We start from the raw sequence: 19,473 nt of genomic DNA on the forward strand, positions 1-19,473 counted from the left end.
TGCACACCGTGGACAAACCAACGGCGTCGGCCCCCACTCAGACCCCGTCCGTCTCGCTGCCCCGCGTCGCCGCGGCCTCAGCGATCGGCACGGCGATCGAGTGGTACGACTTCTTCATCTACGCGCAGGCCGCGGCGCTGGTCCTGAACGCGGTCTTCTTCCCGGAGGCCGCCCCGATGACCGGCATCCTGCTGTCCTTCGCGACCCTGGGCGCCGGGTTCGTGGCCCGCCCGCTGGGCGCGGTGGTCTTCGGGCACTGGGGCGACCGCATCGGGCGCAAGAAGACCCTGATCGCGACCCTCGTCATCATGGGCGGTGCGACGTTCGTGATCGGCGTGCTGCCCGGCTACCACCAGATCGGGCTCGCCGCCCCGATCCTGCTCGTGGCGTGCCGCCTGCTCCAGGGACTCGCCGTCGGCGGCGAGTGGGGCGGCGCCGCGCTCATCGGCATCGAGCACGCGCCCGCGCACAAGAAGACCCTGTACGGCTCGTTCGCCCAACTGGGCTCGCCCATCGGGCTGCTGATGGCGACCGGGGTGTTCCTCGGGACCGGCGCGCTCGTTGGCGACGCCGCCATGGCGGACTGGGGGTGGCGCATCCCGTTCCTGCTCTCCATCATCCTCGTGCCCATCGGGTTCCTGATCCGCGCCAAGATCGCGGAGTCGCCGGAGTTCGAGGAGGCGCTGCGCAACCAGGAGTCGCGCAAGGCACCGCTGGCCGTCGTCTTCCAGACCCAGGTCAAGCAGCTCCTCATCGGCCTCGGCGCGTTCTCCGCGGTGTTCGTCACCTACTACCTGATGACCAGCTTCATGCTGGTCTACGCGACGGAGACGCTGCACATGTCGGCGTCGGTGTCGCAGTCGGCGAACCTGGTCGCCGCGGTCGTGCAGGGCACGGCCATCGTCATCGCGGCGATCGCGGCGAGCCGGTTCAACCCGCGCGCCATCGCCGCGTTCAGCGCCATCGGCCTGCTCCTCTGGTCGGGGCCAGCGTTCCTGCTGGCGAGCACGGCCGACCCGATGTACCTGTACATCGCGGTCGGCGTCGCGATGGTCTTCATCGGGGCGTCCTACAGCGTGCTCGCCGCGGAGGTGGCGCAGCTGTTCAGCCCCGAGACCCGCTACACGGGCGCCTCGCTGAGCTACCACTTCGCGGCGGTGCTGGGCGGCGGGCTCTCGCCCGTGGTGGCCACCGCGCTCCTCGACGCGACGGGTTCGGTGTGGCCGGTCGCGGTGTTCTCCGCGGTGATCGCCCTCGCCATGGCGCTGAGCTGCGCGGTCCTCGCCCGGTTCCAGATCGGCAGCACCCCGAAGTCCGCCTGAGCCCCGGCGGGCGTCGCTGAAAGGGCGCGGTCAGGTTCGCATTTCGTGGACGAGGACGGCGACGTGCAGTGAGGTGACGGTCTCGGGGTCGGCCAGGTCGACCCCGAGGACCTCCTCGATCGACGCGAGCCGGTGGTAGAGCGCCGCGCGGCTCAAGTGCGCCGCACGGGCCAGCCGGGTCTTGTTGCCGCCGGACCGCACGAACGCGGTCAGCAGCCCGAACAGCGCGGTGCCGTGCTCGGCGTCGTGGTCGCGCAGCGGCGCCAGCTCGGCGGCGGCGAACGCCTCGACGCGGGGGTCGTCGTGCAGCAGTGCGATGAGCCCGCGCAGCCGGACATCCTCGGTGCGGTGGATCGGCCGGGCCGCCCCCCGCTCGGGCAGGGTGGCGGCGGCCCGCGCGATGTGCGCCGACTCGGCGAGCCGCCGCCCGGCGTCGCCGAGGGTGCCGGCCGGGCGGGCGGCGCCGATGACCCACTCCCCCGTGCTCTCGGGCAGCGCGGCGAGGCGGTCGTGCACCGCCGCCGCCAACCGGTCGAGGTCGCGGTCGGCGTGCGCCGCCTCGGCGTGCGACACCAGGACGTGGACCGACCCCAGCGCCAGCGAGCCCACCAGCGCGGGGACGCGCAGCCCGCGGGCCGCAGCGGCGGCCGCCTCGGCGACGCGCGTGTCGCCCAGGCCCGCGGTGATGGGCTCGACCGGCGGGGGGCCCGCGGTGGCGCCGCGCCGCGCCAGGGTCAGCGCCGTGAACCGGGCCCCGGAGGGCAGCCCGAGCGCGGCGGCGCGCGCGCCGAGGTCGGCCGCCGCCCCGCCGCGGCCGCCGAGGAGTTCGCTGAGGAACCCCGAGTGCGCGCGCTGCTCGACCCCCTGCCGGTCGCGCTCCAGCAGCCGCGCCAGCGCCAGCGCCTGCGCCGCGCGCTCCAGCAGCATGGCGGCGTCGGCGTCGTCCAAGGGGCCGGAGCCGAGGACGATCAGCCGCCCCCACGCCTGCCCCGCCGACTCCACCCGCGCGGCCGTCCACCGCTCGTTGCCGAGCGGCCGACTCACACCGGTGTCGGCGGCGTCGCGGGAGCGCCGCTCCCAGTGCCGCAGGGCGGTCGCCGCGGGGGCGTCGCCCAGGTCGTAGTCGAGCACCCGGTGCCCCATGTCCTCCAGCACCACGGGCGCGCCGGCGAGTGCCCTGGTGTGCGCCAGGATCCGCGGGATCGACGTGTGCTCGGCGCTCAGGGACGAGAAGGTGCGGTGCACGTCGTGCGAGAACCGCAGGCGCTGGAGCTGGTCGGCGACGATCGCGGAGTGGACCTGCTCGGTCACCTCCACGAACCGGATGGGCCGGTGCAGCACCACGACGGGGAACCCGAGCCGCTGCCCGGCCCTGCGCAGCCCCGCGGGGGGCTCGGTGAACCGGCGCCCCAGCTCCAGGACGACCCCGCACGCGCCGACCCGGTCGAGGCCGTGGACGTAGCGCTGCTGGCTGTCGGTGTCGCTGCCGAGGCCCAGCCCGGTGGTCAGCACCAGCTCGCCGCCCTGGAGGAGCGCGGAGAACTCGTCGAGTTCGCTGACGTGCACCCAGCGCACCGCGCGGCTCAGTGCGTCGGCCCCGCTCAGCACCTCGGGCCGGCCCTGGCGCAGGATCGGGAGGTCCAGGATCGCGCCCAGGGTGGGCATGGTCGGCATGCCTCGAATCCTACCGACAGGTTGTCTTTTCGAGCGCCGTTGAGCAGACACTCTGCATCTCGACAGCCGGGGCCCGCCGTCGGCAGGCTGGGGAGCGGCAACCGTGTCTCCGCAGAGTAGGGAACCCCATGACCGTCGACACCGACTCCCGCCGCGACGATGTGACGCACTGGGTGGCGAACCGGCCGTTCCCGGGCGCGGCGCACGACGCGCGCTGGGCCGACGTCTTCGACCCCGCGACCGGCGCCGTGCGGACCCGCGTGGCGCTCGCCCGCCCGGAGGACGTCGACACGGCGGTCGGCACCGCCGCGAAGGCCTTCCCGCTGTGGCGCGACACCTCCCTCGCCAAGCGGGTGCAGGTGCTGTTCCGGTTCAGGGAGCTGCTCAACGAGCGCAAGGGCGAACTCGCGGAGATCATCACCGCCGAGCACGGCAAGGTCCTGGACGACGCGCTGGGCGAGGTCTCCCGCGGCCAGGAGGTCGTGGAGTTCGCCTGCGGCATCCCGCACCTGATCAAGGGCGACATGTCCGAAAACGCCTCGACCGGCGTCGACGTGTCCTCGATCCGGCAGCCGCTCGGCCCGGTCGCCATCGTGAGCCCGTTCAACTTCCCCGCCATGGTCCCGATGTGGTTCTTCCCGATCGCGATCGCCGCGGGCAACACCGTCGTCCTCAAGCCCAGCGAGAAGGACCCGTCCGCCGCGAACTGGATGGCGCGCCTCTGGCAGGAGGCCGGGCTGCCCGACGGCGTGTTCAACGTCCTGCACGGCGACAAGGAGGCCGTCGACGGCCTGCTGAGCCACCCGCAGGTCAAGGCCGTGTCCTTCGTCGGGTCGACCCCGATCGCGCGCTACGTCTACGAGACCGCGTCCCGCTACGGCAAGCGCGTCCAGGCGCTCGGCGGCGCCAAGAACCACATGGTCGTGCTGCCCGACGCCGACCTCGACCTCGCCGCCGACGCCGCCGTCAACGCCGGGTTCGGCTCCGCCGGCGAGCGGTGCATGGCCATCAGCGCGCTGGTCGCCGTCGAACCCGTCGCCGACGAGCTCGTCGCGAAGATCGCCGAGCGCGCGGCCGGCCTGCGGACCGGCGACGGCCGCCGCGGCTGCGACATGGGGCCGCTGGTCACCCGCGCGCACCGCGACCGGGTCGCGTCCTACATCGACTCCGGGCAGCAGGACGGCGCCACCCTGGTGCTCGACGGGCGCACGGTGCAGGCCGACGGCGGCGCCGACGGGTTCTGGCTCGGCCCGACGATCTTCGACCACGTGCGCCCCGGCATGGGCGTCTACACCGACGAGATCTTCGGACCCGTGCTGTCGGTGCTCCGCGCATCGACCTACGACGAGGCGATCGAGCTGGTCAACGCCAACCCCTACGGCAACGGCACCGCCATCTTCACCAACGACGGGGGCGCGGCGCGCCGCTTCCAGAACGAGGTGGAGGTCGGCATGATCGGCATCAACGTGCCCATCCCCGTCCCGGTGGGCTACTACTCCTTCGGCGGCTGGAAGAACTCGCTGTTCGGCGACTCCCACGCCTACGGCGCCGACGGGGTCCGCTTCTACACGCGCGGCAAGGTCGTCACCAGCCGCTGGCTCGACCCCAGCCACGGCGGCATCAACCTCGGTTTCCCGCAGAACACCTGATGGCGGCCCCCACCCGGCGACCCCACCACTGGCAGGAGTTGGACATGCCCGTCCCAGCGGCCGACGACGGCCGGCGCACCTACGAACTCGACCGGGCCCACGTCTTCCACTCGTGGTCGGCGCAGGCCGCGCTCGACCCGATGGTCATCAGCAAGGCGCAGGGCGACCACGTCTGGGACGCGGACGGCAACCGCTACCTCGACTTCACGTCCCAGCTCGTCAACACCAACATCGGCCACCAGCACCCCGCGGTCGTCCAGGCGATCCGCGACCAGGCCGAGGAGCTGTGCACCATCGCGCCGTCGCACGCCAACAGGGCGCGCAGCGAGGCGGCCCGGCTCATCGCCGAACGCACACCCGAGGGGCTCGACCGGGTCTTCTTCACCAACGGCGGCGCCGAGGCCGTCGAGAACGCGGTGCGCATGGCCCGGCTGCACACCGGGCGGCACAAGGTCCTCTCCCGGTACCGGTCGTACCACGGGTCGACCAGCACGGCGATCAACCTCACCGGCGACCCGCGCCGCTGGCCCAACGACACCGGCACCGCCGGGGTCGTGCACTTCTTCGGCCCCTTCCGGTACCGCTCCCCGTTCTACTCGGACAGCGAGGAGCAGGAGTGCGAGCGGGCGCTCGCGCACCTCGAGCAGACCATCGCGTTCGAGGGGCCCGCGACGATCGCCGCCATCGTGCTGGAGACCGTGCCGGGCACGGCGGGCATCATGCCGCCGCCGCCCGGGTACCTCCAGGGTGTCCGCGAGATCTGCGACCGGCACGGGATCGTCTACATCGCCGACGAGGTCATGAGCGGGTTCGGGCGCACCGGCCACTGGTTCGCCGTGGACCACTACGGTGTGCGGCCCGACCTCATCACCTTCGCGAAGGGCGTCAACTCCGGCTATGTGCCGCTGGGCGGGGTCGCCATCAGCGACGAGATCGCGCGCACCTTCGACGAACGGCCCTACCCCGGCGGGCTGACCTACTCGGGCCACCCGCTGGCGTGCGCGGCCGCCGTCGGCGCGATCACGGCGATGCGGGACGACGGCATCGTCGCCAACGCGGCGGAGATCGGCGCGACCGTGCTCGGCCCCGGGCTGCGCGCCCTCGCCGAGCGCCACCCCGTCATCGGCGACGTGCGCGGCCTCGGCGTCTTCTGGGCGCTGGAACTGGTCTCGGACCGCGCGGCGAAGACACCGCTCGCCCCCTACGGCGGCACGAGCGCCGCGATGCGGGAGCTCACCGCCGACTGCGCGAAGGCGGGGCTGCTGCTCGCGACGACCTACCACCGGGTCCATGTGGTGCCCGCGTGCACGATCACGGCGGACCTGGCCCGCGAGGGCCTCGCGATCCTGGACGCGGCCCTTGAGCGCACCGACGCGCACGCGGCCTGACACGGCGGGCCCGGGGGCCCGGGGGCCCGCCGGGGACCCCGGGCCCCGCCGCACGGCGGCGGATCCTAGGTGTAGCTGAAGCGGAGGAGCCGCCCGATGTCGCGGAGACCGGGGATGCGCGCCATGACCCACATCCCGGCCCGGGCCGACGCGGTCATCTGCGCGTTGCCGGGCAGCTCCACACTGCGCAGCGTGTCGAGCAGGACCAGGCCCTCGTGCCAGCCCTCGATCTCATGCGGGTCGCCGACGCCCCAATGCAGGATCGCCCCGGTGTTGCGCACCGCCGGGACCAGCTTCTGCATCCGGACGCCCACAGTGCCGTAGCAGTCGAAGAGCAGCTGGCCGCTGGGGAGGCGGCCGGTGATGCGCTGGATCAGCCGCTTGCCGTCGTCCTTGGTCAGATACATCGACAGGCCCTCGAAGACCGCGACAGTGGGGCGGTCGGCCGGGATCTCGTCGAGCCACGCGTCATCGGTCACCGATGACGCGACCATCCGGTAGTCGCCGCCGGGGTCGGGGAGCAGCCGCTCGCGGAGCCGGATGACGTCGGGGTAGTCGACGTCGATCCACCGGACGGACGCGGGCGGCGCGATGCGGTGGACCCGGGTGTCGAGCCCGCAGGCGAGGTGCAGCACGGTGGCGTCGGGGTGGGCGGCCAGGAACTCCGTCGTCCAGTCGTCGAAGTACTTCGCGCGCAGCGCGACACCGACGACCGACGACGTGTCCTTGATGCCCATCGCCCCGAAGTCGTAGTCGATGCGGCGGACCGTGCGGTCGGCCTCGGTGTCGCCCAGGACGGGGACGGGCAGCCTGTTGTCCAGCGCCCGCGCGTAGAGGGTGGCCAGCATGGTCGCCGGGGCCCCGGTGAGGCTGATCTTCTCGCGTTCCATGGCTCCTCTGATCGGTCGGTGCGGTCGGCGGCACCCGCCGGACACAGCGACAAACTACGCCTGTGGAGCCCGCTCCCGGCGTCAAGGAACCGTTAAGTTCTGACCGCAGCCGCAGCCGCAGCCGCTGCCCCGACCGCAGGCCGGGACCGGCCACTCCGTCGGGATGGCGCACCGGCGGGTCAGCCGGACGCCGCTCCGGGGCCGTCGGCCGGGGCGGGGAGTACGGGGTGCAGGCGGCTCGCCGGTTGGGGACGGCGCTTCCACTCGCGCGGGTAGCCGACCGAGACCTCGTGGAAGCGGACGCCGTCGTAGTGGGTCAAGCGGGGGATGTGCAGGTGCCCGTAGACCATGGCGACGGCGTTGAAGCGTGTGTGCCAGTCGGCGGTGCGGACGGTGCCGCACCACTGCGCGAACTCCGGGTAGTAGAGGATGTCCATCGGGTCGCGCACCAGCGGATAGTGGTCGATCAGCACGGTGGGCCGCTCGTCGGCGACGGCGCCGAGCCGCTGCTCGGTGTACGCCACCCGGGCCGCGCACCACGCGTCGCGCGTGGGGTGGGGGTCGGGGTGCAGCAGGAACTCGTCGGTGCACACCACGCCGGTCTCGTGGGCGTAGGCGAGCCCTTCGTCCTTCGTGGCCGTGCCCGGCGGGTGGAACGAGTAGTCGTAGAGCGTGAACAGCGGCGCCACCGTGACCGGCCCGCCGGCCCCCTCCCACACGGGATACGGGTCCTCGGGGGTGACCACGCCGAGGCTCCGGCACAGCTCGACCAGGTACTCGTAGCGGGCGACCCCCCGCAGCTGCACGGCGTCGCTCGGGACGGTCCACAGCTCGTGGTTGCCGGGGGTCCACAGCACGGTCGCGAACCGGTCGGCGAGCGCTTTCAGGACGCGTTCGATCTCGGCGGCCGACTCGGCGACGTCGCCGGCGACGATCAGCCAGTCATCGGGGCAGGGGGTGCGCAGGCTGTCGAGGACCCCTTCGTTGCCCGCGTGCGTCACGTGCAGGTCGCTGACCGCGAGCAGCCGCGGTTCGGGGCTCATGGCCGCGGCTCCGATCGCACGAACGCCTCCAGAACGCCACGAACAGGCACGGGAAACCCATATATGCCCAGCATCCGCACATCCTAGGCGATAGCGGTCGGCCGGCCAGGAGGCGGGCGGCGGCACGGGACGACAGGGGGCGGTCGGCGGCAGTCCGGCGGGACGCGGTGCGCGGGTCGGGCCGGCGGCACGGGACGGCGCTGGGCCGACCGGTGGCGATGCCCCCGGGCGGGGTGCGCGGGGTCAGTCGGCGGTGGTGCGGCGGTGGGCTGCCAGGAGGTGGACGAGGGCCGCGGCGACCTGGTCGCGGTCGGAGGCGGGCAGGTCCTCGGCGAGCGCCTCCAGCCGCGCGTTGACGAGGTCGTGGGTCTCGGCGCCCGCCCGCTGGCCTTCCTCAGTGAGGGCGACATGCCACGCGCGCCGGTCGCAGGTGTCGCGGTGGCGCGCGACCAGGCCGCGCCGCTCAACGCGGTCGACCAGGCCGGTCAGGCTGGATTTCTCCAGGTTGAGCAGCCGACTCAGGTCGGTCATGCCGATGGGGCCATCGGTGAGGAGGCAGAGCAGCTGGGCCTGCTGCGGTGTGAGTTCGCAGTGACGCCCGACCTCGGCGAACACCCGCTCGACCAGGCGTGTGACCTGGATCAGCGCATCGGCGATCCGGGTCTCTTGCGCGTTCTCGCTCATCGCACCCCCTCCTGCGGAGTGTAGTTGACAACGATTCGCAACACGAACTAATTTGATTCGTGTTACGAACAGTAGGTATTGCGAACCAATTGTGAGGAACCCCATGAGTGAAACCGTTGTCGTCGTCGGCGCGGGATACGGCGGCACCGCCGTCGCCAAGGCACTTGACGACGTGGCCGACGTCGTCCTCGTCGAACCCCGCGACACATTCGTCCACAACATCGCCGCCCTGCGCGGTCTCGTGGACCCCGACTGGACGGACCAGCTCTTCCACCCCTACGACCGGCTGCTCCGCCGCGGCAGGGTCGTCCGCGACCGAGCGGTCCGCGTGGACGCGGCAGGGGTCGACCTCGGCTCCGGCGACCGGATCGCCGCGGACTACACCGTCCTCGCGACGGGGGCGTCCTACCCGTTCCCCGCGAAGACCGACACCGACGACAGCGCCACCTCGAAGACCCGGATCCGCGCCGCGCACGCCGAACTGGCGCAGGCCGAGAACGTCCTCCTGCTCGGCGCGGGCCCGGTCGGGCTGGAACTCGCCGGTGAGATCAAGGCGGCGTGGTCGGGCAAGTCCGTGACCATCGTCGACCCCGCCGCCGCCATCGTCCCCGCCTACCCCGACGAGTTCCGAGCGGAGGTCCGCCGCCAGCTCGACGACCTCGGCGTCGAACTCGTCCTCGGCACGTCCCTGAGCACGAACCCGCCGTCCGCGGCGGGTGAAGCCGCGCCGTTCACCGTACTCACCGAGTCGGGCCGGGAGATCACCGCCGACATCTGGTTCCGCTGCTTCGGCTCCGCCCCCGCCACCGGATACCTGGGAGACGACCTGGCGGCGGCGCGGCGCGGCGACGGCCGCCTCGACGTCACCCTCGAACTGCGACTTCCCGGCCAGGAGCGGGTGTTCGCCATCGGCGACATCACCGCCGTCCCCGAGGCGAAGAGGGCCTCGGCAGCGGGAAAGCACGCCGAGGTGGTCGCCGCCAACATCCGCGCCCTGATCACGGGCGACGGCGAACTCGCCGCCTACCGCGCAGAGGGGCCGGGGATCGCGCTGCCCCTGGGCCCCAAGGGCGGCGCCTCCTACAGCGCCGAAATGGGAATCCTCGACGCCGAGACGACCTCGCAGCTCAAAGGGGCGGACCTGATGGTCGGCCGCTTCGCGGAGGCCCTGACGGCACAGGACGGCTAACGGAGCCGGCCCGGGCCCGGAGTCTTCCGACCGCCCCCGTCCCGGAGTCTTCCGGCCGCCCGCGGCGCGCGGCGCCGGGGAAAGGCCGCTGCTCGGGCCGTGGCCCAGGCGGCGTCCCGGCAGCGATCGCGGTCGGGGTCCCGGCCATGTCCCCTGCCGCGTTCAGCCGATGGTCGAGCCGAAGAGGAGTCCGAGGACGTAGGTCGCCGCCGCTGCCGCCGCGCCGATGGCGAACTGGCGCAGCGCGCGGCGCAGCGGGGGCGCGCCCGAGAGCACGCCGACCACCGCGCCGGTCACGAGCAGCGCGGCCCCGGTGAGCACCCCGGCGACGACCACGGCCGCGGCCCCCTGCATCCCGAACAGGTACGGCAGGACGGGGATGACCGCACCGGCGGCGAAGAACAGGAAACTCGACGTCGCGGCGCCCATCGCGGTGCCGACGACATCGGTGCCCCGGTCGGGCTCCCGCGCGGCGGGGGCGGGGGCCCGGCTGCGCAGGACCTCGCCCGCTCGGCGGTCGGCGTCCTCGGCCGCCATGCCGCGCGCCCGGTAGACCAGGGCGAGCTCGTTGGCGTCCACGTCGAGTTCGGGCACCGAGGACGCGGCGAGGTCGTCCGGCGCCGAAGCTGCGAGCAGCTCCCGCTGCGAGGTCACCGAGATGTACTCCCCCGCGCCCATCGACAATGCGCCCGCCAGGAGCCCCGACAGGCCCGTGAGCAGCACGGCCTGCGGGTTCGCCCCGCCGCCGATCACGCCGATCACCAGGGCGATGTTGCTCACCAGGCCATCGTTGGCGCCGAAAACGGCGGCGCGCAGCGTGCCCGACATCCGCGCGCGCCCGCGCGCCGCCAGCCCGCGCACCACCTCGCCGTGGATCCGCTCGTCCGCCGCCATGGCGGCGGGGGCGTCGTCGTCGCTGTCGTACAGCGGCCGGTTCTCGGCCTGCTGCATGAGCGCCAGCACGAACACCCAGCCGAAGTGGCGGGCGAGGAACGTCATCAGCCGGGTCCGCGGCGAACCGCGGCGCGGCCGGCCGGCCTCCGCGCCGAGCAGGCCCTCCCAGTGCGCGACGTGGCGCTCCTCCGCGTCGGCCAACCCGAGCAGGATCTCCCGCTCGGCGCCGCTGCGGCGGTCGGCGAGGACGCGGTAGGCGCGGGCGGCCTCCCGTTCGTCGGCGAGCAGGCGGCGCCACTTGCGGACCTTCGCGGGCGGCGGTTCCGGCCGCCGCGGTCCCCCGTCACTCATACCGGGAATCCTCTCCCGCCGGACCGGCGGCCGCGGGCCGCCCCGCAGGCCGGTGCCGGAAAAGCTTGGGTAAGGTGCGCATCGTGACCAGGGCGATCGGGATGCGGCGGCGGTCGGCACCGCGGGTGCTGCTCCTCGCGCTGCTGGTACTCGCGCAGTTCCTGTGCTCGGTCTGCCACACCTCGGTCGCCGCCGCCGACACGCCCCCCGCAGTGGCGCACGCCGCCCCCGCGCACGGTCCCGCGGAGCCGCCCGAGACCGGCCCCGTTCCGCACGGCACCGGCGGGGCGGAGTCCACACTCCTGTGCCACGGCGACGGCGACTCCAGCGCGGACCAGCGGGCCGCCGCCGGCCAGGTCCTCGTGCTGCTCGGCGTGGGCGCCGCCGTGCTCGCGGCGTTCCGGATCGCCCCCCGACGCCCGCACTCCTGGCTGGTGCGCGCCGTTCCCGCCCCCGCGCGCAGCGGGGCGCGCCTCCTCGTCTCCCTCTGCATCCAGCGGGTCTAGGCCGGTCGGCGCCTCATGGCGCCCGCGACCGCCCCGAACCGACCCGACCGGGCCGCCTCCGCGCCCGGGTCCGACGCGACGCCGCCGCCCCGCGGCGCGTGTGCCGCGTCGGCCGACAGAACCCGAACTGGATGCATCGTGACCCAGAACAGTGTGATCACCCTTGCCCTCGTCCTCGCAGCGGTCCTCCTCGTGGTGGGCGTGGTCGTCTACAACGCGGACGGCGCCCCGCGCGGCTCCGGGGTGCCCGAGGAGTCCGCGTCTCCCCCGTCCGCCGCGGAACGGGCGGACCTGCTGGTCCGCGAGGACAGCCGCTACCTGTCGCGCGCGAAGGACGCCGACGTGACCGTCGTGGAGTTCCTCGACTTCGAGTGCGAGGCGTGCCGCGCCCAGTTCCCCGCCATGGAGCGGCTCCGCGAAGAGTACGAGGGGCGCGTGAACGTCGTCATCCGCTACTTCCCGATGCCCGGCCACACCAACTCCCGGCCCGCTGCGGCGGCCGTGGAGGCGGCGGCCCAGCAGGGCGCGCTGGAGGAGATGTACGTGATGATGTACGAGACCCAGGCGGGGTGGGGGGAGTCCCAGGAGTCCAAGGCCGAGCTGTTCGTCAGCTTCGCCAAGGAGCTCGACCTCGACATCGGGGAGTTCCGCGAGACCGTCGACTCCCCCGCCACCGAGAAGCGGATCGACGCCGACTTCGAGGACGGCGTGAAACTCGGCGTGCAGGGCACGCCGACCATCTTCGTCAACGGCCGCCAGACCGAGTCGATGCCCGACTACTCGACCCTCTCCTCGATGGTCGACGCGGAGCTGGGCGAATGACCGCGCGGACGTCCCGGCCGTCCGGGACGTCTCAAACGTCCCAGACGGCCCGGACGGCCCCGCCCGCTGCGGTCGGCACCGCGCCCGGGGCGGGGGTGACCGTCATCAGCAGGGCGCTGCCGTGGCTGCTGGCCGTCGGCGGCGGCATCGGGCTCGCCGCCGCCGCGGCGCTGCTGGTGGAGAAGATCCGGGTGCTCGCCGAGCCGACCCACGTCCCGACGTGCAGCATCAACCCGGTGCTGTCGTGCGGCACGGTGATGACCACCCCGCAGGCCGAGGTCTTCGGCGTGCCCAACCCGCTGATCGGGGTCGCCGGTTTCGCGGTCGTCACCACGGTCGGGGCCGCCCTGCTGGCCGGTGCGGAGTTCCGCCGCTGGTTCTGGCTGGGCATGCAGGCGGGCACGCTGTTCGGCGCCGGGTTCGTCCACTACCTGATCTTCCAGAGCCTGTACCGCATCCAGGCCCTGTGCCCCTACTGCATGGCGGTGTGGGCGGTGACCGTGCCGATCTGCTGGTACGTCACGCTGCACAACCTGCGTGCCGGGACGATCCCCGTCCCACGCCCGCTGCGCGGGCCCGCCGACGTCCTCGCGCGCAACCACACCGTGGTGCTGACGCTGTGGGCGCTGGCGGTCCTGGCCGCCATCGCGCAGGCGTTCTGGACCTACTGGAGTTCACTGCTGTGACAATGGGCGCCGCCAGAACACCGGCGGCGCCCCGGCACGGGGGCGGGCGCCCGTCCCCCGTGCCGCACCGGGACCGCCGTATTGAATCGATCGTTCCAAAACGTGTTACGGTACTCCCATGGCCCGACCGAGGATGTTCGACGAGGAACGGGCCCTTGACGCCGCGATGCGCACCTTCTGGGCCAACGGCTACGAAGCCACTTCGACCAAGGATCTGTGCGACGCCACCGGCCTGGGCCGCAGCAGCATCTACAACACCTTCACCAGCAAACACGAACTCTTCCAACGGGCGCTGACCCGCTACATGGACGGCATGACATCGGCGCAGACCGCCGTCCTTGACGACGCGGAGCAGCCGCCCACCGAACGGATCCGGACGCTGTTCGCCCAGATCATCGAGGGCGAGTTCAGCAACCGGCGGGAGGGGCGCAGCCTCGGCTGCCTGACGGTCAACACCACGGTCGAACTCGCCGGGCACGACGCCGAGACGGCCCAGCTGCTGGACCGCGACCGGGAACTGCGGCTGTCGTCCCTGCGCGATGTCCTGGCGCTCGGCCAGCGCACAGGGGAGTTCGGCACCCGGCAGGACCCCGAGACCCTCGCCCACTTCGTCACCTCGATGATCAGCGGCATGCGGGTGGCCGCGCAGGGCGGCGCCGACCGCGCCACGCTGGAGTCCATCGCGGCAACGGCGATCGAGGCGCTGGCCCCCTGACCCACTGACCCGCGCACCGGCCCACTGACGCGCCGGCTCACCGACCCGCGCACCCGCCACGGTGCGCCTTTGCACGCCCCAGTTATGAATCGATCAGTCCAAAACATTCGCGAACAGGAACCTCTGCCATGCCGCGTGCCGTATACGTCCTGGCCTTCGCCATCTTCACCATGGTCACCAGCGAGTTCGCCGTCGCCGGGCTGATGCCGCAAATGGCCGCGGGATTGGACGCCACGATCCCGCAGATCGGCTACCTCATCACCATCTTCGCCGCGGCCATGGCCGTCGGCGGCCCGGTCGCGACCGTGTTCCTGCTCCGCATGCGACCGAACAACGCACTCCTGGTGCTGTTCGCGGCGTTCCTCGCGGGCAACGTCCTCGCGGCCACCGCCCCCGACTACTGGGTCATGGTGGTGGCGCGCGTCGTCACGGGGGTCGCCTCGCAGGCGCTCTTCGGTGTCTCCGTCTCGGCGACCGCCCACCTCACCCGTCCGGAGGTGCGCGGCCGGGCGCTGGCCGTGGTGCTGAACGGGCTGATGCTGGGCACCCTGCTCGGGCTGCCGCTCGCGACGCTGATCGGCGGGCAGCTGGGCTGGCGCGGGGCGTTCTGGGCAGTGTCCGGGCTGGCCGTGATCGCCGCGCTGTGCACGGCCGTCGGCGTCCCGCGCATGGCGCCCGCCGGCGACGCGGGCGGCGGCCTCCGCGACGAACTGGGCGCCTTCAAGAACGCGCGCCTGTGGCTGGCGCTGCCCACCAGCACCCTCATCATCGGCGCGACGTTCGCGGCGTTCAGCTACTTCAACCCGATCCTCACCGAGGTCTCCGGGTTCAGCGTCGAGACCGTCCCGCTACTGCTCATGGCCTACGGCCTCGCGACCCTGGTGGGCAACACCGTCGTCGGGCGCCTCGCCGACCGCTACACACTGCGCGTCCTCACCGCCGGGCTCGCGCTGAACCTGGTGTTCCTCACGGGGTTCGCCCTCCTGGCGGACATCAGCGCCGCAGCGGTGGTGTTCATGCTCGGGATCGGCCTGGTCGGCGTCACCATGAACCCGGCGATGGCACTGCGGGTCCAGCGCACCGCCAACGCCCGGCCGCTGGTCAACACCGTGCACGGGTCGTTCATCACCCTCGGGGTCGTGCTCGGGTCGTGGCTCGGCGGCCTCGCCATCGGCGAGTTCGGACTACGCGGGCCCCTGTGGCTCGGTGCGGCCTTGGCGGCGATCGGCCTCGCCACCCTCGCCCCCGCCCTCACCCGCCGCACCCCGGCATCGGAAGAACCCCACCAGCCCACCGAGCCGCACCCGGTGAACACCTAGGGTCAGCCTCGAACCTCCGGGACTGGACCGCAGACCCCCACGGGCGTTTCGCCCGAAGACGCCCGCGGGCGAGTGGACCGAAGACATCCGCGGGCGAGAGCGTCCCCCGCCCCGGCAGACAGCGGCCAGGCTGCCGGAAAGCCTGCGCACGCCCCTACTGCGCCGCTTCGCGATTGTCGCGCAGCGGGGGCCCGCGACGGCCGAAACACACCCCCGCACTATGACCGCAGGGCTCGGCCCCCCACACAACCCACGTCAGACACCCGCGTCACCCCTCCCGGCCGCCGGGCCCTCCCCGAGCAGAGACGGCCCGGCGTCCGCTTCGGCCGACGCTGCTGCGCAGGCTCAACGGCAGCCCAGCCCAGGTCCCCCGCGGCGCAGGACGCTCTCGGCGCGCACCCCCGGCGCACGGCAGGCTCCACGCGGCCATCCCCACAGCCCAGGTCCCCCACAGCCCAGGTCCCCCGCGGCGCAGGACGCTCTCGGCACCCACCCCCGGCGCGCAGTGAGGGCCACACGGCCTTCCTGGCAGCCCAACCCAGATCCGCTGCGCGGACGGGCAACCTGCCGGAGCCCTTACCCGGAAGCCGGGCAAGGCCACGACCTTCCCGCCATCCTCACCGGCATCCTCATTCGCGAAGTGGCCGGCGACCCCGCGAACTCGCCGTGCAGGGCGGGTTTTCGCGGCTGCGGAAACCCGGCTGGACACGCCCGGCGGAGGCGCCGGTACCGCGAAGGCCGGGTTAGGGTGCCGCCATGAGCGACTTCCCGGAACTGCCGCTGTCGGAGTGGGTCGAGAGCAAGGAGACCCTGCACCGCTTCCTCCAGGTCGTGGGCAAGATCCGGTTGGCGGCGAGCGTGCGGCGCAACCACTGGTGGAACGTGCCGTTCCACGTCACCGGGCGCGGCGTGACCAGCCGCCCCATGGGCCAGGCCGACGGCAACCCCGTCTTCACCGTCGACTTCGACTTCGTGTCGCACGAGGTGCAGGTCACCGTGCTCGACGGCCGCCGCACGACCATCCCGCTGGTCGGCCGGTCGGTCGCGGCATTCCACGATGGTGTCCACCGGGCCCTCGCCGACCTGGGCGTGCGGGTCGCGGTCCCCCACGACAACCCCTTCGACCTGCCCGATGCCGAAAGGCCCTTCTCCGAGGACGACGAGCACGCCGCGTACGACCCGTTCTGGGTCAACCGCTACTGGCAGGTCCTCAGCCGGGTGAACCTGCTGCTGGAGGAGTTCTCCGCCGGGTTCACCGGGAAGGTCAGCCCGGTCCACCACTTCTGGCACACGTTCGACATCGCCGCCACCCGGTTCGGCCCGAACCTGGTCGAACAGCCGCGCGAGGCCGGGTCGGTGGTGCGCGAGGCCTACTCGCAGGACGTCGTCAGCTCCGGCTTCTGGTTCGGCGACGACGCGATGCCCGAGCCGGCGTTCTACTCCTACACCGCGCCCGAACCCGACGGGATCGCAGCGCAGGAGCTGCGGCCCGCGGAGGCGTCGTGGGTGCCGCAGAGCCGCGGCGGGCATCTGGCGATCCTGCGCTACGCCGACGTGCGGACGGCCCCCGACCCGCAGGCACGCGTCCTGGAGTTCTACGAGAGCGCCTACCGCGCCGGTGCGCGGCTGTCGGGCTGGGACGTCGACGCGCTGGCGTGCCCCCGGGGAATCACCGACCCCGTACTTCAGTTGCACGGACGCTGACACGTGCACCGGGTCCAGGCCCGGGCCCCGGGATTGCGCCGCCGCCCCGCCGGGCAGCGGTCGGGGACGCGTCGGTCCGCACACACCGCCGAGGAGAGGAAGAGGGGGAGGAACCGCCATGGAGATCTCCGTCATCGACGTTCCCGAGAACAATCGGTACGAGGCCCGCAGCGACGGCAGCACCGCGGGATTCGCCGCCTACACGCTCACCGATGAGCTGATCGTGTTCACCCACACCGAGGTCGATCCCGCCTTCGAGGGGAAGGGGGTGGGCGGCGCGCTGGTGCGCGGCGCCCTGGACGACGTCCGCAAGCACGGCAAGCGGTCGGTGCTGCCGGTCTGCCCGTTCGTCAAGTCCTGGATCGGGCGGCACCCCGAGTACGCCGACCTGGTCTACGACGCCCCCGCGACCACGGCCAAGGACTGAGGGAGCACCCGCCCCGGGACCCCGCCCCGGGTGCGGCGGTCCCGGGGCGGTGGTCAGGGCGCGGTGGTCAGGGGACGATCGCGTCCACGTAGCCGCCGTCGACCCGGACGGCGGCACCCGTGGTGGCCGAGGCGAACGGCGAACTGAGGTAGACGACCATGTTCGCGATCTCCTCCGGCTCGATCAGGCGCTGGAGCAGCGATTGCGGCCGGTGCTCGCGCATGAACTCGCGCTGCGCCTGCTCCCAGGGAAGGTCGCGGTCGACCAGCTCGTAGACGAAGTCCTCGACGCCGCCGGTGTGCGTCGGTCCGGCGATGACGGAGTTGACGGTGACCCCGCTCCCGGCGGCCTCCTTCGCGAAGCCGCGCGACACCGCGAGCAGCGCCGTCTTGGACATCCCGTAGTGGATCATCTCCGCGGGGACGGCGATCGCCGAGTCGCTGGCGATGTTCTGGATCCGCCCCCAGGACCGGCCGATCATGCCCGGCAGGAACATTCGGGTGAGCCGCGCCGCCGACAGGACGTTGACGTCGAAGTAGCGCCGCCAGTCGGCGTCGCTGATCTCCAGGGCGGGCTGCGCGCCGAAGACACCGAGGTTGTTGATGAGGATGTCCACCCCGACCAGCAGCTCCGCCACCCCCTCGGCGCCGCTCTCGGTGGCGACGTCGCCGGGCGCGGGGACGAGGTCGGCGGCCGGCACGGCTGCGCGGATCCGGTCGATCGCGGCGTCGACGGATTCCGGGCGGCGCCCGTTGATGGCGACGCGGGCGCCCGCTGCGGCCAGCCCGGTGGCGATCGCCGCCCCGATCCCCTGGGTGGAGCCGGTGACCAGCGCGGTCCTGCCGGTGAGGTCGATGTGCATTGAGGACCCTTCGCCGAGTGGGGTGTGACCGGTCCGCTCCCGGCCGCTGGTCGGGCGACGCAGGTCGCCATGGGGGCCTTGCCGCCTGCTGCCGGGTGGCCGCTACCGGGCGGCCGCCGCTGGCTGCCAGATGGGCCGGAATGAATCCTCTCATCAGGCATGGCGGCCCAAGCGGTAGGCGTCCGCACCGCGCGTCGCACCCTGTGTCCGTGTCCTATGCCTGTGCCCGGCGCCCGCTCCGGGCCTGCGACAACGCGCGCCGACCCACCGGTTCCGGGGGCTGGTGTCCCGTCGCCAACGGCCGCGCTTACGCTCGACTGCGCACCGGTCCGCGGTGCTATCGGAATCGGCGGTAGGGCGGGAGAACCGGCTATGGCGGAGACGGCTGACGAGGGCCGCGTGGACGGTGCTGACATGGCTGCGCTGCACGAACTGCTGCAACAGCAGGTGCGGGCGTGGGCGGTCGACGGCGCGGCGTTCGCTGCGACGTTCACCGAGGACGCCGACTTCGTCGCGGTCAACGGCGAGCACCTGCGCACCCGCGCCGAGATCACCGAGAGCCTTCAGGAGGGGTTCGCCACGTTCATGGCGAACACGCGCATGTCGCAGGCCAGGGAGACGCACATCCGCTTCGCGTCGCCCACGACCGCTGTGGTGATCACCAGCGGTGTCTGCGTCCTCCAGCCCGGCGCCGAGGAGTGCCGCACCGAGGACCTGTCCATCCAGACCCGTGTGGCGATGAAGCAGGACGGGGAGTGGCTGTTCACGTCGTTCCACAACAGCCGCATGTGGAACGCCCACGGCTGACCCGGACCATCCGGGCCAAACCCCGAGCCCCCTTTCACGCCCACCGTGCCCAGGCAGCCGAAAGTCCGCCCGCGGTGGCGAGACCCGTTTTCATCGGGATCAGCAATGGGAGGGAGGATGCGGCGCGCTGACGTGTCGCGGGTGAACGCCCGCCGCGGTACCGGACCGCCATCGGTGCCGCTGCAAGCCACCGGGATCCCGCCCTGCGACAAGGCCGCCCGGCGGACCCGGCAAAGGAGAACCGGGCCCCTCCCGGGTCGAACCCGCCGGTACAAGACCACTCCGTCGGCCGAGTGGCCTGCGACATTGAGTGCACGCCGCCCGGCGGCCTCAGGACCTGACCTGCGCCAACACCGAAACGTTCGCCGCGCCCCGAACCACGACCGAATCAACGGCCCCCGCCCATGGCGCCACAACAAGGGAAACGGCACCAGATTAGCCGAACCATACCTGGTCATCCCTGTAAGAAGAACATATACTGAACACATGTTCGAAAGCGAAGGATCCCAGGCGCCTCCCCCGGCTTCGGCCGGTGGGCTGG

18 protein-coding genes are annotated in these 19,473 nt (G+C 72.7%); 12 read left to right on the forward strand and 6 right to left on the reverse strand.

Translation table 11 applies throughout. The features are described from left to right. Window positions 1-8: 8 nt before the first annotated feature. Complete coding sequence (locus CLV63_RS29310) at window positions 9-1,322, forward strand: MFS transporter (protein WP_106586511.1); 1,314 nt, start codon at window positions 9-11, stop codon at window positions 1,320-1,322. A 30-nt stretch (window positions 1,323-1,352) separates the two neighbouring features. On the opposite strand, the gene CLV63_RS29315 is transcribed toward CLV63_RS29310, so the two are convergent. Next, window positions 1,353-2,996 carry a PucR family transcriptional regulator gene (locus tag CLV63_RS29315; RefSeq protein ID WP_106586490.1) on the reverse strand — a complete coding sequence of 548 codons (1,644 nt, stop codon included), beginning with the start codon at window positions 2,994-2,996 and terminating at the stop codon, window positions 1,353-1,355. Window positions 2,997-3,124: 128 nt separating this feature from the next. On the opposite strand from CLV63_RS29315, the gene CLV63_RS29320 reads away from it, so the two are divergent. Both CLV63_RS29320 and CLV63_RS29325 read left to right on the forward strand, forming a co-directional pair. Continuing rightward, window positions 3,125-4,645, forward strand: a complete 1,521-nt coding sequence (locus CLV63_RS29320) for a CoA-acylating methylmalonate-semialdehyde dehydrogenase (protein ID WP_106586491.1) — start codon at window positions 3,125-3,127, stop codon at window positions 4,643-4,645. A gap of 44 nt (window positions 4,646-4,689) precedes the next feature. Next, the gene (locus CLV63_RS29325) at window positions 4,690-6,033 is read left to right on the forward strand and encodes an aspartate aminotransferase family protein (RefSeq protein WP_211301532.1); all 1,344 of its coding nucleotides are present in this window, start codon (window positions 4,690-4,692) and stop codon (window positions 6,031-6,033) included. A gap of 65 nt (window positions 6,034-6,098) precedes the next feature. Here CLV63_RS29325 and CLV63_RS29330 read toward each other — a convergent pair whose 3' ends face one another. The 3 genes from CLV63_RS29330 to CLV63_RS29340 all read right to left on the reverse strand — a co-directional run bounded on the left by CLV63_RS29330 (window position 6,099) and on the right by CLV63_RS29340 (window position 8,650). Further along, window positions 6,099-6,923 carry a class I SAM-dependent methyltransferase gene (locus CLV63_RS29330; protein WP_106586493.1) on the reverse strand — a complete coding sequence of 275 codons (825 nt, stop codon included), beginning with the start codon at window positions 6,921-6,923 and terminating at the stop codon, window positions 6,099-6,101. A 179-nt stretch (window positions 6,924-7,102) separates the two neighbouring features. After that, the gene (locus CLV63_RS29335; RefSeq protein WP_106586494.1) at window positions 7,103-7,966 is read right to left on the reverse strand and encodes a metallophosphoesterase family protein; all 864 of its coding nucleotides are present in this window, start codon (window positions 7,964-7,966) and stop codon (window positions 7,103-7,105) included. Window positions 7,967-8,209: 243 nt separating this feature from the next. Then, on the reverse strand, window positions 8,210-8,650 hold the full coding sequence (locus CLV63_RS29340) for a MarR family winged helix-turn-helix transcriptional regulator (protein WP_106586495.1): 441 nt from the start codon (window positions 8,648-8,650) through the stop codon (window positions 8,210-8,212). A gap of 103 nt (window positions 8,651-8,753) precedes the next feature. Between CLV63_RS29340 and CLV63_RS29345 the strand changes: the two genes are divergently transcribed. Continuing rightward, window positions 8,754-9,839 (forward strand): FAD-dependent oxidoreductase, encoded by a 1,086-nt coding sequence (locus CLV63_RS29345; RefSeq protein WP_106586496.1) that lies wholly within the window; start codon window positions 8,754-8,756, stop codon window positions 9,837-9,839. 162 nt (window positions 9,840-10,001) lie between these two features. Here CLV63_RS29345 and CLV63_RS29350 read toward each other — a convergent pair whose 3' ends face one another. Continuing rightward, on the reverse strand, window positions 10,002-11,084 hold the full coding sequence (locus tag CLV63_RS29350) for a VIT1/CCC1 transporter family protein (RefSeq protein ID WP_106586497.1): 1,083 nt from the start codon (window positions 11,082-11,084) through the stop codon (window positions 10,002-10,004). A gap of 83 nt (window positions 11,085-11,167) precedes the next feature. Between CLV63_RS29350 and CLV63_RS29355 the strand changes: the two genes are divergently transcribed. From CLV63_RS29355 to CLV63_RS29385, 7 genes are all read left to right on the forward strand, one after another. Then, a complete protein-coding gene (locus CLV63_RS29355; protein WP_146165697.1) occupies window positions 11,168-11,590 on the forward strand; it encodes a hypothetical protein in 423 nt (140 codons plus the stop codon). Between the two features lie 138 nt (window positions 11,591-11,728). Continuing rightward, window positions 11,729-12,412: a DsbA family protein gene (locus CLV63_RS29360; protein ID WP_106586499.1), complete on the forward strand. Its 684-nt coding sequence runs from the start codon at window positions 11,729-11,731 to the stop codon at window positions 12,410-12,412. Then, window positions 12,409-13,098: a vitamin K epoxide reductase family protein gene (locus CLV63_RS29365; RefSeq protein WP_106586500.1), complete on the forward strand. Its 690-nt coding sequence runs from the start codon at window positions 12,409-12,411 to the stop codon at window positions 13,096-13,098. Before CLV63_RS29360 ends, CLV63_RS29365 begins: the two co-directional genes overlap by 4 nt. A 118-nt stretch (window positions 13,099-13,216) precedes the next feature. Next, complete coding sequence (locus CLV63_RS29370; protein ID WP_106586501.1) at window positions 13,217-13,813, forward strand: TetR/AcrR family transcriptional regulator; 597 nt, start codon at window positions 13,217-13,219, stop codon at window positions 13,811-13,813. A gap of 128 nt (window positions 13,814-13,941) precedes the next feature. Further along, a complete protein-coding gene (locus CLV63_RS29375; RefSeq protein ID WP_106586502.1) occupies window positions 13,942-15,132 on the forward strand; it encodes an MFS transporter in 1,191 nt (396 codons plus the stop codon). 756 nt (window positions 15,133-15,888) lie between these two features. Next, window positions 15,889-16,836 (forward strand): DUF5996 family protein, encoded by a 948-nt coding sequence (locus CLV63_RS29380; RefSeq protein WP_106586503.1) that lies wholly within the window; start codon window positions 15,889-15,891, stop codon window positions 16,834-16,836. A 118-nt stretch (window positions 16,837-16,954) separates the two neighbouring features. Continuing rightward, window positions 16,955-17,263 carry a GNAT family N-acetyltransferase gene (locus CLV63_RS29385; RefSeq protein ID WP_106586504.1) on the forward strand — a complete coding sequence of 103 codons (309 nt, stop codon included), beginning with the start codon at window positions 16,955-16,957 and terminating at the stop codon, window positions 17,261-17,263. A gap of 67 nt (window positions 17,264-17,330) precedes the next feature. On the opposite strand, the gene CLV63_RS29390 is transcribed toward CLV63_RS29385, so the two are convergent. Further along, complete coding sequence (locus CLV63_RS29390) at window positions 17,331-18,125, reverse strand: SDR family NAD(P)-dependent oxidoreductase (RefSeq protein WP_106586505.1); 795 nt, start codon at window positions 18,123-18,125, stop codon at window positions 17,331-17,333. Window positions 18,126-18,497: 372 nt separating this feature from the next. Between CLV63_RS29390 and CLV63_RS29395 the strand changes: the two genes are divergently transcribed. Next, the gene (locus CLV63_RS29395) at window positions 18,498-18,932 is read left to right on the forward strand and encodes an SgcJ/EcaC family oxidoreductase (RefSeq protein ID WP_106586506.1); all 435 of its coding nucleotides are present in this window, start codon (window positions 18,498-18,500) and stop codon (window positions 18,930-18,932) included. Window positions 18,933-19,473: the final 541 nt, after the last annotated feature.

Origin of the sequence: Murinocardiopsis flavida, from assembly GCF_003014485.1 — a bacterium.
GTDB lineage: Bacteria > Actinomycetota > Actinomycetes > Streptosporangiales > Streptosporangiaceae > Murinocardiopsis > Murinocardiopsis flavida.